Genomic DNA, 13,966 nt, shown 5'->3' on the forward strand with positions numbered 1-13,966 from the left:
TGCCCACAACGGGGTGGACGGGGCGCAGCCCTCGGGCGGGTGGGAACCGCCCCCGGGGTGTCCCGGACGGGGTCTGGGGGAGGAACGAATGCGGACGGGGGCTACTGGTCCGAGGAGAAGCGGACAGTGCCGGCCGGGAGGGTCGCGTTGCACCAGATTCTTATGCCGTCGCGGAGTTCGTTGTCGGGGCCCACCTGCGCGCCGTCGCCGATCACCGCGCCCGTCAGGACCGTGCGCGCGCCGATGCGGGCGCCCGCGCCGATCAGGGAGTCGGTGACCACCGCGCCCGGTTCGACGACCGCGCCGGCCAGCAGCGTGGAGCCCGTTATGCGGGCGCCCTCGCCGACGACCGCGTCCGCGCCGACGACCGTGCCGCCGGTCAGCTTGGCGTCCGGGGCGACGCGGGCCGACGGGAGGACCAGGCGGTCGCCGCAGCGGCCCGGGACGGCCGGGGAGGGCGCGCGGCCCAGGACCAGGTCGGCGGAGCCGCGGACGAAGGCCTGCGGGGTGCCGAGGTCCAGCCAGTACGTGGAGTCGACCATGCCCTGGAGGTGGGCGCCGGAGGCGAGGAGTTCCGGGAAGGTTTCGCGTTCGACCGAGACGGGGCGGCCGGCCGGGATCCTGTCGATGACCGAGCGCCGGAAGACGTAGGCGCCCGCGTTGATCTGGTCGGTGACGATCTCCTCCGGAGTCTGGGGCTTCTCCAGGAAGGCCGTCACCCTGCCCGTCGCGTCCGTGGGGACCAGGCCGAAGGCGCGCGGGTCCTCGACCCGGGTGAGGTGCAGCGAGACGTCCGCGCCGGAGGAGGAGTGGGTGGCGACGAGGGCCTGGATGTCGAGGCCCGTGAGGATGTCCCCGTTGAAGATCAGGACCGGGTCGTCGGGGCCCGAGTGCAGTCGCGAGGCGACGTTGCGTATCGCTCCGCCGGTGCCGAGCGGCTCTTCCTCGGTGACGTACTCCAGGCTCAGGCCGAGGGCCGAGCCGTCACCGAAGTGCGGCTCGAAGACCTCGGCCAGGTAGGAGGTGGCGAGCACGATGTGCTCGACGCCGGCGGCGCGGGCGCGGGCCAGCTGGTGCGTCAGGAAGGGGACGCCGGCCGCCGGAACCATGGGCTTCGGCGTGTTGACCGTGAGCGGTCGCAGCCGTGTTCCCTTGCCACCGACCAGGAGGATCGCTTCTGTCACCTTGTCGTCTCTGCTTCCTGTTCGGGTCCGGTCAGCTCGCCCGTACCGGTCGTCCGTGCGATATGACCGGTCAGTTTAGGCAGATGGTTGCCCGGATGCCCCCATCAGCTCCTTCCCTGGTACTTCGCGGAGCTCGTGCGGGCCGTTCCGAGCTTGCCGTACAGCCGTGCTCCGGGGCACTCCGTCGCGAATCCGTCGCGGTGTCCCGCGATGGAGTTGAACTTGACCGTGCTGCCCTTCTTGTACAGGTTTCCGCCACCGGAGACGAGGTACGCCGCGGCCTTCGGATTCACCCCGTGGAGCCCGAGCTTCCAGGCCGTCAGGCGGGCGACGGCGGTCACGACGGCGGCCGGCGGGGTGGTCTTGGTGAAGGTGCCGAGGACGGCGATGCCCATGCTGTTGGTGTTGAACCCGAGGGTGTGCGCGCCGAGGACCGGCTTGGCCACTCCCCCGGCCCGGCCTTCGTAGATGTTTCCGCACTTGTCGACGGCGAAGTTGTAGCCGAAGTCTCGCCATCCACTGCTCTGGACGTGGTAGCGGTAGATACTGCGCAGAACGGAGGGGGCCTGGGCGCAGGTGTAGTTGTTGCCGGTGGCGCTGTGGTGCACGAAGGCGGCCTTGATGCTCTTGGTGTAGACGAAGCCCTTCTCGCGGATGCTCTCGTCCGCACCCCACCCCTTGCGGGTGATGATCTTGGGCCGGGGGCCGATGTACGGCTTCGCGGCGGCCATCTCCTCGGGAGCCTGGGCCTCGTCAGGGGCCTGTGCCTCGTCCGGGGCGGCCTGGGCGGCCGGCGGGGCCATCGCCTCCGGCACCCTGGGCACGTTCGGCACGTACGGAAGCGTGATCTCCGTGGCCTCCTTCGACAGGGCCGGGATCCAGGCCGCGCCGTACGGGGCGAGCTGGGCGTTCACTCCGCTCACCGCCGCCTCCGCCGCGTTCAGGCCGGCCAGGGTCAGCGAGGCCGCCGTCGTACGGGACCACGAGGCCGCCGTCACCGCCGTGGCCGTGGCGGTCGTGGCCGTCGTGGCCTCGGTCACGGTGGTCGCCGCCGGGTCCTGGGCCGGATCCTGACCCGGGGCCTCGCCCGGGGCCTCGCCCGGGTCGACCAGTTCCAGTCGCAGGCCTTCGGGGAGCGGTTCGTCCCCCCGTACCCGGATCTCCACGCCGTCCGAGTCGCCCACCCACAGCGGGGCCGTGGAGCCCTTGAGCGCCCGCCCGTGGCCTTCCGCCGTGTCCGGGTCGGCGCCGTGTTCCTCGTTGTGGGTCTCCACGTCCTGCCACTCCGACCAGGCGCCGTCGCCGGTGGCCCGGGTGCGGACCTGCACGACGCCGTGGAGGGCGGCCGCCGGGTCGTCCCACACGACGCCGACGAGCGAGAAGGGCCTGACGTCGCGTCGGGTGAGTCCCTGGACGTCGGCGTCGTCCGTCCCGCCCAGCGCCCGGTCGCTGTCGTCCAGTTGCTCCAGTGGCAGGGACTGGGTGGCGCCGGGCAGTTCGGGCGCGGGTGGCTGCGCGGAGGCCGCCGGTGGCAGCCCGAGCGCCGAGGGCACCGCGGCCGCCGCGGGTGCGGCGAGAGAGACCGGCAGGGCGAGGACCGTCGCGCAGGTCACGGCGATCGAGGAGGCGAGTGAGCAACGCATGGGCCGATCGTGCGTACCCCGGGGCCGTTCCGCGCGTCGGGAACCCGCCGGGAAAATGACGCCCCGTCGGGCCGTCCGGTGGACGGTGTCACCGGTACGGCGGAACCCGCGCGGCGGCGCGCGTACGCTGTCCGGCGTGAACGCCAGCGACCGCACCCCCGCCGACCTGCTGCGATCCGCGCTCGCCGCGGACCCCGCCCGCCCCTTGGTCACCTTCTACGACGACGCCACCGGTGAGCGGGTGGAATTGTCCGTCGCCACCTTCGCCAATTGGGTGGCCAAGACGGCGAACCTGCTCCAGGGCGAGCTGTCCGCCGAGCCCGGCGACCGGCTCGCGCTGCTGCTGCCCGCGCACTGGCAGACGGCCGTCTGGCTGCTGGCCTGCTCGTCCGTCGGCGTGACCGCGGAGGTGGGCGGCGACCCGGCCGACGCGGACCTGGTCGTCGCGGGACCGGACACGCTGGAGGCGGGCCTCGCCTGTTCCGGGGAGCGGATCGCGCTCTCCCTCGCCCCGCTGGGCCGCCGCTTCCCCGCCGTGCCGGCCGGGTACGCGGACTACGCGGTGGAGGTGCCGAGCCAGGGCGACCGGTTCGCCCCGTTCGTTCCGGTCGATCCGGGCGCTCCCGCGCTCGTCGTCGACGGTACGGAACGCGGCGGCGCCCAGGTCGTCGAGCAGGCCCGCGCGGACGCGGACGCCCTCGGCCTCACCCCCGGCGCCCGGCTGCTCTCCGGGCTCGGTTACGGGGACTGGAAGGGTCTCTCGACGGGCCTGTACGCCCCGCTCGCGGCCGGCGGCTCCGTGGTCCTCTGCCGGAACCTCGACCAGCTGTCGCCCGAGGGCCTCGCCAAGCGCGTGGAGAGCGAGCGGGTGACCACCACGGCGGTCTGAGCCGCGACCACCGAACACGCCTCCGCCCCTGCCGGCCGACAGGCGACCGCCCACCCCGTCCGAGCGCCCTGCCGGACCCGTCCGGCGTCGGCCCCCGCCGACCCGGGCGCCGGACGACCACCAGCACCCCCCTCGCTCGTTCGGCCCAGCACCGCGCCGAGTCCACGCGTCACCGAGCCCCGTCCGGTACATGATCGGCCAGAGGGAGTCGCCTCCTTCCGCACAACCATGCGTGGGGTTCGGCCGTCTCCTTCTACGACCGGCGGCCGCCCGGCGCGCCGCCGACGCCATGAAGGACGGACTCAGACGTGACGGACCGTGCGGGTACGCCCGCCGAACCGGACCCCCCGGCAGCGGAGGGCACGGCGACGGAGGGCACGGCTCCCGGGGCTCCGGAGGAGCCGCGCCGCCGACGCCACTGGCTGCGGTGGACGGCCCTCGGCGTCTCGCTCGTGGTGCTGGCCGCGGCCGGGGCCGGCTGGTGGTTCTACCGCAAGCTCGACGGCAACATCACCACCGACACCACCGCCGCCGCCGAGCTCCGGAGGTACGAGAAGGAGCGCCCGCCCGCGGTCGCCTCCGCGGCCCGGAACATCCTGCTCATCGGCTCGGACACCCGGTCGGGCGAGGGGAACCGGAAGTACGGCAGGGACAAGGGCACCCAGCGCTCGGACACGACGATCCTGCTGCACCTGTCGGCGGGGAAGAAGAGCGCGACGGCCGTCTCGCTGCCCCGCGACCTGATGGTGACGATCCCGAGCTGCCTCAGGACGGACGGGACGCGGACCCGTGAACAGTTCGCGCAGTTCAACTGGGCCTTCGAGTTCGGCGGTACGGCGTGCACGATCCGTACCGTCGAGAAGCTGACCGGGATCCGGGTGGACCACCACATGGTGATCGACTTCCGGGGCTTCAAGAAGATGGTGGACGCCGTCGACGGCGTGGAGGTCTGCCTCAAGGAGCCGGTGAACGACCCGGCCGCGAAGCTGAAGCTGCCCGCGGGGCGCCAGACGCTCCACGGGGAGCAGGCCCTCGGCTTCGTGCGGGCCCGGAAGTCGCTCGGCAACGGCAGCGACACCGAGCGCATGGACCGCCAGCAGCAGTTCCTCGGCGCCCTGGTCAGCAAGGTGCAGAGCGACGGGGTGCTGCTGAACCCGACCAAGCTCTATCCGGTCCTGGACGCGGCCACCAAGGCGATCACGACCGACCAGGGGCTCGACTCGCTGCGGGCCCTGTACGACCTGGCGCGTTCGATGCGGGCCATCCCGACCGAGAAGGTGCAGTTCCTCACGGTCCCCCGGCGCCCCTACACGTACAACGCGAACCGGGACGAACTGGTGCAGCCGGCGGCGAGTCAACTCTTCAAGCAGCTGCGGGAGGACCGGGCCGTCGTGGTGACCCCGGGCGACGAGAAGAAGGACGGGACGGGAACGGGCGGGAACGGGACGGACGGGAAGCCCGACGACGCGGACGCCCCGGCTCCCTCCGTAACGCCGACCTTCACGGGACGCAGCGCCGCGGAAGGGGTGTGCTCCTAGCGCGACGACCGGAGGGAGCCGCGGGGGCGGTGAGTAAAGGGCGCACCAAGGGGAGGGTTGGGAGGGATGAGGTTTGAGCAAATTGCCCGGTTGTAAGGGGCGTGGAATTTGTCACGCGCGTCGCCCCACGCTGAACTGGGCGGATAGTGTGACGCGATCCGGTGCACCCCGACCGCGTGGTCGCACTCACCAAGGATCGAACGACCGAGAGAGCGGCGCCCAGTGGGGGAGGCGCCTCGCGTGGCACCGACGGAGGACTCGAGTAACCGTGGACGCGCACAGCCGTGGACGGGCGGACGAGATCGACCCCGCCGACCAGTGGGTGCTCAACCCGCAGACGGGCAACTACGAACTGCGACTGGACCACTCCGCTGGGCAGTCACAGCCGCAGGCGCCGTCCGGGGCTCGTAGATCCACCGTTCCCGCTCCCGCGTCGCCCGACACCTCCGCCGACCCGTCCGTCGAAGCACCCGTGCCCGGCCAGCGCCGTCGGCGGGTCCCCGAGCCGGAGGGCGGCCGGGGCAAGGAGTCGCCCGCGAGCCGCCGCAAGCGCAAGCAGGGCGCGTCCCGCAAGAAGAAGGTCCTGCTGTGGACCGGTGGCACGATGGCGTTCGTCCTCGTCGGCGGCGCGACCGGCGCGTACCTGCTCTACAACAAGCTCGACGGGAACATCGACGTCGTCGACCCCGTGGGCCCGCAGAGCCAGGGCTTCCGCAAGGGCGAGGCCTTCAACATCCTGATCATCGGTACGGACAAGCGGACCGGCGAGGGCAACTCGGGCTACGGCGACAACAACAGCCCCGGCCACGCGGACACCACGATCCTCTTCCACGTCTCCAAGGACCGGACGAACGCCACGGCGCTCTCCATCCCCCGCGACCTGATGACGACGATCCCCGAGTGCCAGACGCGGCAGCCCGACGGCCAGATCCTCACGATCCCCGGCCAGCGGCAGGCCCGCTTCAACGTGAGCCTCGGCCAGGACGGCCGCGACCCCGGCTGCACCATGCGTACGGTCAAGGAACTGACCGGCCTGACCGTCGACCACTTCATGATGGTCGACTTCAACGCCGTCAAGGAGCTGACCACGGCCGTCGGCGGCGTGAAGGTCTGCGTGGAGAAGGCCGTCGACGACCCCAAGTCGCATCTGAAGCTACCGGCCGGCGAGTCGGTCATCGAGGGCGAGAAGGCGCTCGCCTTCGTCCGCACCCGCTCCAGCTTCGGCAACAAGAGCGACCTGGACCGGATCAAGATCCAGCAGCAGTTCCTCGGCTCGATGATCCGGCAGATGAAGTCGAACGAGACGCTCACCAGCCCGACGAAGCTGTACGACCTCGCCGAGGCGGCGACGGACGCGCTCACCGTCGACAAGGGCATAGGGTCCCTCGGCAAGCTCCAGGACCTGGCGGGCGAACTCTCCGGGATCGACACGAAGAACATCGCGTTCGCGACCCTCCCGGTCATCGACAACCCGGACGAGCCCAAGCCGATCACCGTGGTGCCGCACCCGACGAAGGCACCGCAGCTCTTCGCCGCGATGCAGGCCGACACCTCGCTCACCGAGGTGAAGAAGAAGGAGCAGGACGCCAAGAACGCCCAGGCGCAGGCCCAGGCGAAGCTCCTCCAGGGCGCGCGCGCCCAGGCCGTCGACGTTCGCGTCGACGTCTTCAACGGCAGCGGCATCCAGGGCGCGGCCCAGTCGACCATCAACTGGCTGCAGAACGAAGAAGGCGTCACCCGCTCCACCAACAAGAGCAACGCCCCCGAGAAGGCGGCGAAGACGACGCTCACCTATGCACCGAACCAGGCCGATCAGGCCCGCAAGCTCGCGGACATGATGGGTCTGGCCGCCACGGCTCTCAAGCCGGGCACGCAGGACGCCGCGGAACGCGAGCCCATGACGCTCGTTCTCGGTGCCGACTTCAAGGGCGCGGGGGTGCCCATCAACGGTCCGGTGAAGGCGCCGGACGTCGAGAAGGTACAAGCTGACAAGCAGGTGTGCGCCAAGTAGTCCGGAAACACCGGGACTTGGCGCGCTCCTGACTGACGAGGGGACCTGGGGTGGGACAGAACAGCGTGCGTGGGGAGGGAACGCGCGGACGCGTTCCGCGCGCCCGTGAACTGGGCTGGGACGACGAGCTGTACGACGCCGGTGCGGCCACCGGCGCCGGGCCGGCCGACGCTCCCGAGGAGACGGACGAAGGCGCCGGCTCCGATACGACGACCCGCGCCGAGCGCCGGCGGGGCGCCGGGAGCGGCAGCGGGAGCGCCACCGACGGGCGGACGGGCCACCGTCGCGGCGGCTCGCGCCGGCGCGCCAAGAAGGCCGGGAAGCGCAAGGTGCTGCGCTGGGTCGCGATCACGCTCGCGGTGCTGATACTCGGCACGGCCGGCGCCGGATACCTGTACTACGAGCACCTCAACGGCAACATCCGCGGCGGCTCGCGCGCGGGCGGCGAGAGCGGCGTCAAGAAGGCCGCCCCGAACGCCCTCGGCGACACGCCGCTCAACATCCTCCTGATCGGCTCCGACAGCCGCGCCGACGCCAAGAACGTGGCGCTCGGCGGCGGCAAGAACCTCCGTGAGGCGCCTCCGCTCGCGGACGTGCAGATGCTGCTCCACGTCTCCGCCGACCGGCAGAACGCCTCCATCGTCTCCATCCCGCGCGACACCATCGTGAACATCCCGAAGTGCACGGGCGCGGACGGCTCCACGTACCCGGCGACGACCACCGATCCCATCAACGAGACGCTGGGACGCGGGGGTCCCGGCTGCACGCTGACCACCTGGGAGAGCCTCACCGGGGTCTACATCGACCACTGGATGATGATCGACTTCGCGGGCGTGGTGGCGATGGCCGACGAGGTCGGCGGCGTCCCCGTCTGTGTGAAGACCGGGGTCTGGGACAAGCCGACCCGGCTGGTGAAGGGCGGCTCGGGCCTGAAGCTGCCCCAGGGCACCCACGAGATCCAGGGCAAGCAGGCCCTCCAGTGGCTCCGTACCCGGCACGCCTTCGGCAACGACCAGGGCCGGGCCAGGGCCCAGCACATGTACCTCAACGGCATGGTCGAGAAGCTCCAGAAGCAGAACGCCTGGACCGACACCGGTCAGCTGATGGGGCTCGCCGAGACCGCCACCAGCGCCCTCCAGGTCTCCGACGAACTCAAGTCGGTCAAGAAGCTCTTCGACCTGTCGATGCAGCTCAAGAACGTCAAGATGAACCGCCTCACGACGGCGACCGTCCCGACGACCGAGTGGTCGCAGGACAAGAACAAGCTCGTCATGGTCCCATCGGCCGCCGCCAAGATGTGGGCGATGCTCCGCGACGACATCGCCTTCGACAAGAACGGCAAGGCGGCCACGGCCAAGCCGAAGCCGAGCGCGTCCGCGAAGCCGAAGACGGCCGCCGAAGCCCCGGGCTCCTTCCCCGTCACCGTCGCCAACGGCACCGCGGGCACCGACGAGGCGCCCGTCGAGGGCCGCGCCAAGGCGATCACCACGGTCCTCACGGACAAGGGCTTCACACAGGCCGCATCGTCCAAGGAGGCGCAGCCCCGCGAGGACACGGTCGTCCTCTACCCGAAGGACGCCGGCGACCAGGGCAGGGCGAACGCCGTGTCCGTGGCGAAGGCCCTCGGGCTGCCGGAGACCAAGGTCAGGGCCGACGCCAAGGCGGAGGGCATCACGCTGGTCGTCGGGGCGGACTGGCGTGAGGGCACCGTCTACAAGAGGCCGGTGGCGGAGGCGGGCGACCTGCCCCAGGGCGCCGACGACAAGGAGACCTGCATGGACATCTACTCGGTCTACAGGTGGGACGGGAAGAGCTGACCTTCCCCACGTACGGCCGACGGCCGGGCCCCGTGAGGGACCCGGCCGTCGGCCGTCACGGGGTGAGGGCCGTCAGACCGTCTCGGTCTCGACCGCCGGGACGGCCGGGCGGCGGCTCTCGATGACCTTCTTCGCCAGCGAGCGCGGGCTCGTCAGGAAGCCGTAGCCCCAGGACATGTGCATCGTCGCCAGCGCCACCGGGATCCGGAGGCGGGCCTTCAGCGGCAGGCCCCTGCCCGCGGGGAGCGAGCCGGCCGTGATCGCGGCGAGGTAGCCGGCCGGGATCACGAAGCCGAGCGGGGTGAGGACGGCGCCCACGACCAGGCCCGCGGCGATGGCGCACACGGCGGTCGGCGGGGCGAGGTAGCGGAGGTTGATCGAGCCCTGGTGGTAGCGGGCGACGACGTGCCGCCAGCGGCCGTAGTCCTTGTACTGCCTGGCGAGCGCGCGGACGCTGGGCCGCGGGCGGTACTGCACGCGCAGCTCCGGCGAGAACCAGATCAGGCCGCCGGCCTCGCGGATGCGGAAGTTCAGCTCCCAGTCCTGGGCGCGGATGAACTCCACGTTGTAGCCGCCCTGCCGTTCGAGCGCCTCGCGCCGGAACACACCCAGGTAGACGGTCTCGGCGGGGCCCGCCTCGCCACCCGTGTGGAAGGCGGCGTTGCCGACGCCGATCTTCGAGGTCATCGCGGCGGCGACCGCGTCCTCCCAGGCGTTCTCGCCCTCGGCGTGCATGACGCCGCCGACGTTCTGCGCGCCGGTCTCCTCCAGGAGCCGGACGGCCGTGGCGATGTAGTTCGGGGAGAGCATGCCGTGACCGTCCACCCGCACCACGATCGGGTGACGCGAGGCCTGGATCGCCGCGTTGAGCGCGGCGGGCGTCCGGCCCGTCGGGTTCGGGACGGTCGTGACGCGGGCCCGCGGATCCGACGCGGTCTCCGCGACGAGTTCGGCGGCGATCTCGTCGGTGCGGTCCGTGGACGGCCCGAGCGCGATCACCACCTCCATCTCGCCGTCGTACTCCTGCTCCAGGATGTGACGAACCGAGGTGCGCAGATACCGCTCCTCGTTGAGGACCGGCATGATCACGGAGACGGGGGGCAGCATGGTTCCTCGGGGGTTCGGGGGTCGCCCCCCGGAAGACAGCGGCTTTGCCCGTCACGTTACCGCGAACGGGGGACAGCGGGCGTGCCGCCCGGGTGGTGCTGCCTTGCGCTGATCGTATGGGCCTACCGTGCTCACGGTTCCCTTTGTCACACCCGCGGAGGTGTCCGTCCGTGCCCGCACCGCCCCGCACGCCCCGTCCCCGGCCCGCCGCCCGTTCCGCGCCGGTCCGCCGGCGGCGGAGGCGCCCCCGGTGGGGGATGCGGATGGCGACGGCGCTCTCCGTGACGGTGCTCGCGGCGGGCGGGATCGGCCACGCGCTGGTCACCGGGCTCGACACCGGGATCACCCGGGTCGACCCCTTCAAGGACATGAAGAACCGGCCGCAGGCCGGGCACGGGATGAACGTCCTCGTCGTCGGCACCGACGGCCGGGACCGGATCACCGCCGAGGAGAAGGCGAAGTACCGGCTCGGCGGCGCGCCCTGCCACTGCACCGACACGGTGATGCTCGTCCACATCTCGGAGGACCGGGAGCGGGCGAGCGTGGTGAGCCTGCCCCGTGACTCGTACGCCGAGATGCCCGAGCACACCGATCTCACCAGCGGCAGGAAACACCACGCGCATCCGGTGAAGCTGAACGCGGCGTACGCCGAGGGCGGGCCCTCGCTGACCGTACGGACCGTCGAGTCGATGACCGGCGTCAAGATCGACCACTATCTGGAGGTCGACTTCACCAGCTTCATGCGGACGGTGGACGCGGTCGGCGGGGTGCAGATCTGCACGGCCCGGCCGGTCAAGGACTCCTACACCGGACTCGACCTGCCGGCCGGCACCCACGAGCTGGACGGCGGGCAGGCGCTGCAGTACGTGCGCTCCCGGCACATCGACGGGGCCGCGGACATCGGGCGGATGCAGCGGCAGCAACGCTTCCTGGCGGCCTTGGTCGAGCGGATCACGAGTGGCGGGGTGCTGTTCAACCCGGTGCGGTTCCGTGAGGTCGCCACGACGATGCTGAGCTCCGTCCGGGCCGACCAGGACTTCGGTACGGATCAGCTGCTCGCCCTCTCCAAGGCGATGCGGGGCTTCACACCGGCGTCGTCGGAGTTCGTGTCCGTGCCGATCGGGGACATGAGCTTTCCCGTGAAGGGGATCGGGTCGACGGTGAAGTGGGACGCGGCGAAGGCGCAGAAGCTGTTCCAGGCACTGCGGGAGGACCGGCCGCTGGCCGCCTCGAAGCCAGGTTCCCCGTCCTCGGCGAAGGCGCCGAGGGCCGTGGTCGTGGATGTGGCACCGCGGACCGTGCGGGTGCAGGTCTACAACGGGACCCGGACGGACGGGCTCGGCCGGAAGGTCGACGACGCGCTGCGCGGGACCGGCTTCGACACCACCCGGACGCCGATGACCGGGACCGGCAGGGAACGGGCGCGGACCCTCGTGGAGTACGACCCCCGCTGGGACCGCTCGGCGAAGACCCTCGCGGCGGCGCTGCCGGGGGCGGAGCTGCGGGCGGTGGCGAAGCGGGGCGGGACGCTGCGGGTGACGGTGGGGGCCGACTACAAGGGTGTGACGGCGGTTCGGAGCGAGGAGACGGCACGGGGCGGGCCGTTCGAAGCGGTGACGGGCGACCGCGTGGTCTGCCCGTGACGGCGGAGGCCGTACCGGCGGACGCCGGGCGGTCGGCGTCGCTCCTCAGTCCTCGTAGCCCTCGGCCGCGCGGCGTTCGCGGAGTTCCTTGATCGCCTGGCGGCGGGCGAGCCGGTGGGTGCGGCGGATCTGCGCTTCCTGGTTGCGGCGCTTGTCCTGTTCCGTCTCCGGGACGACCTGGGGCACCGGGCGCGGCTTGCCGTCCGCGTCGACCGCGGCGAAGACCAGGTACGCGGAGCCGACCTGGGTCGCGGGCGTGGACTCGTTCCAGCGCTCCGCGAGTACCCGTACGCCGACCTCCATCGACGACCGGCCCGTCCAGTTCACCTGGGCCTTCACGTGCAGCAGGTCACCGACCCGTACCGGCTCCAGGAAGACCATCTCGTCCATCGAGGCGGTGACCGCCGGTCCGCCCGAGTGCCGGCCCGCGACGGCGCCCGCCGCGTCGTCCACCAGCTTCATGATCACTCCGCCGTGCACCGTGCCGAGGAGGTTGGTGTCGTGGCTGGTCATGATGTGGCTGAGGGTGGTGCGGGAGGCGGAGGTGGGCTTGCCCGGAATATCGCCCTGATCTGTCATGCCCTCCACCATATGCCGGGTCCTCCGGCGGTCGCCGTTCGGTCCCCTTTGCATCAGCTTGGCAACAGCACCGGTCCGATCCTCCACCCGGCCTGTCGCGCGTAAAGGCCTGCCCGGCACACTGGTCCGCATGAATGACTGGCCCGAAGACGGCGGCTACGGCCGTGGCAGCGCGAACTCCCAGCCCGAGGGACCTCGCCGGATGAGCCATGTGCAGCGTCCGCAGGTTCCGCAGCAGCCGCCTCGGCACGACCAGGGTTACAACCCGAACTTCACCCAGGCGCAGGGATCGGGCTACGACTCCGGTTACAGCTCGGGCCAGGTCTACGGCGGCCCTCAGGGCGGCGGACCGCAGGGCGGCGGGCGCGGCACCGTGCCGCCGCAGTACGCGCCGGGCCCCGGCTCCGGCGGTCCCGGGCGTCCCGCCCCGGACTGGCGCAAGCGCATCAAGGTCGGCTCGATCGTCCTGGTCGTCGCCGTCGCCGCCTGGGGCATCGGCACCTATGCCTGGGCCAGCTCGCAGATGCGCAACGAGGTCGACCTCGCCAAGGTCATCGAGCGTCCGGCCGAGGGCGACTGCACGACGTATCTGATCGTCGGCTCCGACAGCCGTGAGGGCATGTCCGCCGAGGAGAAGAAGAAGCTCCACACCGGTTCCGCCGAGGGCAAGCGGACCGACTCGATGATGATCCTCGCGGCCTGCTCCAGCGGGAACACGATGGTCTCGCTCCCCCGTGACTCCTGGGTGACGATCCCCAGCTTCGTGGGCTCCGAGTCGGGCAAGTCGTTCCCGGCGCGCGGCGGCTCCAAGCTGAACGCCGCGTACGCGATGGACGGCCCCGAGCTGCTCGTGCGGACCGTCGAGTTCAACACCGGTCTGCGCATCGACCACTACGCCGAGATCGGCTTCGCCGGCTTCGCGAACATCGTCGACGCGCTCGGCGGTGTCGAGCTGAACATCGACAAGGGCTTCAAGGACAAGAAGTCCGGGGCGAACTTCCAGGCCGGCACGCAGACCCTCAACGGCGAGCAGGCCCTGGCCTTCGTCCGGACCCGGTACGCCTTCGCCGATTCGGACCTGCAGCGGACGAAGAACCAGCAGAAGTTCCTCTCCGCCCTGGCCAACCAGGCGGCGACGCCGGGCACGATCCTGAACCCGTTCGCGCTGTACCCGACGCTGGGCGCCGGTCTGGACACGCTGATCGTGGACAAGGACATGTCGCTGTACGACCTCGGGAAGATGTTCTTCGCCATGAAGGGCATCAACAGCGGCGACGGCAAGTCCATGAACATCCCGATCTCGGGCAGCGCGCCGCAGAACTCCCTCAAGTGGGACATGCCGAAGGTGAAGCAGCTGGTGCAGCAGATCCAGAACGACGAGAAGGTCACCGTCGAGTCGAACCGCTGACCCGGTCGCGCGTACGACGAAGGGCGCCCCACCTCCGCCGGGAGGGGCGCCCTTCCCGTGTCCGCCTACGGGAGGTTGCGGGCCATGACGATGCGCTGGACCTGGTTGGTGCCTTCGTAGATCTGCGTGATCTTGGCGTCGCGCATC

The 13,966-nt window shown here is 71.2% G+C and carries 11 protein-coding genes; 6 read left to right on the top strand and 5 right to left on the bottom strand.

Annotated elements, in window-relative coordinates:
• Positions 1-101: 101 nt before the first annotated feature.
• Both AOK00_RS27860 and AOK00_RS27865 read right to left on the bottom strand, forming a co-directional pair.
• Positions 102-1,184, bottom strand: coding sequence for a nucleotidyltransferase family protein (locus AOK00_RS27860; RefSeq protein WP_030326872.1), 1,083 nt, complete (start codon positions 1,182-1,184; stop codon positions 102-104).
• 104 nt (positions 1,185-1,288) lie between these two features.
• Positions 1,289-2,827: a peptidoglycan recognition protein family protein gene (locus tag AOK00_RS27865; protein ID WP_055603012.1), complete on the bottom strand. Its 1,539-nt coding sequence runs from the start codon at positions 2,825-2,827 to the stop codon at positions 1,289-1,291.
• Between the two features lie 136 nt (positions 2,828-2,963).
• On the opposite strand from AOK00_RS27865, the gene AOK00_RS27870 reads away from it, so the two are divergent.
• The 4 genes from AOK00_RS27870 (at position 2,964) to AOK00_RS27885 (ending at position 9,082) form a co-directional block, all read left to right on the top strand.
• A complete protein-coding gene (locus AOK00_RS27870) occupies positions 2,964-3,716 on the top strand; it encodes a TIGR03089 family protein (RefSeq protein ID WP_055603018.1) in 753 nt (250 codons plus the stop codon).
• 308 nt (positions 3,717-4,024) lie between these two features.
• A complete protein-coding gene (locus AOK00_RS27875; protein WP_055603013.1) occupies positions 4,025-5,254 on the top strand; it encodes an LCP family protein in 1,230 nt (409 codons plus the stop codon).
• 268 nt (positions 5,255-5,522) lie between these two features.
• Positions 5,523-7,265 (top strand): LCP family protein, encoded by a 1,743-nt coding sequence (locus AOK00_RS27880; protein ID WP_055603014.1) that lies wholly within the window; start codon positions 5,523-5,525, stop codon positions 7,263-7,265.
• A gap of 50 nt (positions 7,266-7,315) precedes the next feature.
• Positions 7,316-9,082, top strand: coding sequence for an LCP family protein (locus tag AOK00_RS27885; protein WP_254047526.1), 1,767 nt, complete (start codon positions 7,316-7,318; stop codon positions 9,080-9,082).
• Positions 9,083-9,154: 72 nt separating this feature from the next.
• On the opposite strand, the gene AOK00_RS27890 is transcribed toward AOK00_RS27885, so the two are convergent.
• On the bottom strand, positions 9,155-10,189 hold the full coding sequence (locus AOK00_RS27890; RefSeq protein WP_055603015.1) for a glycosyltransferase family 2 protein: 1,035 nt from the start codon (positions 10,187-10,189) through the stop codon (positions 9,155-9,157).
• A 116-nt stretch (positions 10,190-10,305) separates the two neighbouring features.
• Between AOK00_RS27890 and AOK00_RS27895 the strand changes: the two genes are divergently transcribed.
• Entirely contained in the window at positions 10,306-11,832 is a 1,527-nt protein-coding gene (locus AOK00_RS27895; RefSeq protein ID WP_254047527.1) for an LCP family protein, read from the top strand.
• A 45-nt stretch (positions 11,833-11,877) separates the two neighbouring features.
• Here the strand turns inward: AOK00_RS27895 and AOK00_RS27900 are convergent, their stop codons facing one another.
• A complete protein-coding gene (locus AOK00_RS27900; protein ID WP_030326880.1) occupies positions 11,878-12,411 on the bottom strand; it encodes an acyl-CoA thioesterase in 534 nt (177 codons plus the stop codon).
• 130 nt (positions 12,412-12,541) lie between these two features.
• Between AOK00_RS27900 and AOK00_RS27905 the strand changes: the two genes are divergently transcribed.
• Complete coding sequence (locus AOK00_RS27905) at positions 12,542-13,819, top strand: LCP family protein (RefSeq protein WP_173861650.1); 1,278 nt, start codon at positions 12,542-12,544, stop codon at positions 13,817-13,819.
• 65 nt (positions 13,820-13,884) lie between these two features.
• Here AOK00_RS27905 and AOK00_RS41215 read toward each other — a convergent pair.
• The coding region (locus AOK00_RS41215) for an acyl-CoA dehydrogenase family protein (protein WP_157882129.1) at positions 13,885-13,966 on the bottom strand (82 nt) is incomplete at its 5' end.

The organism is Streptomyces aureus, assembly GCF_001418135.1.
Taxonomy (GTDB): Bacteria; Actinomycetota; Actinomycetes; order Streptomycetales; family Streptomycetaceae; genus Streptomyces; species Streptomyces aureus_A.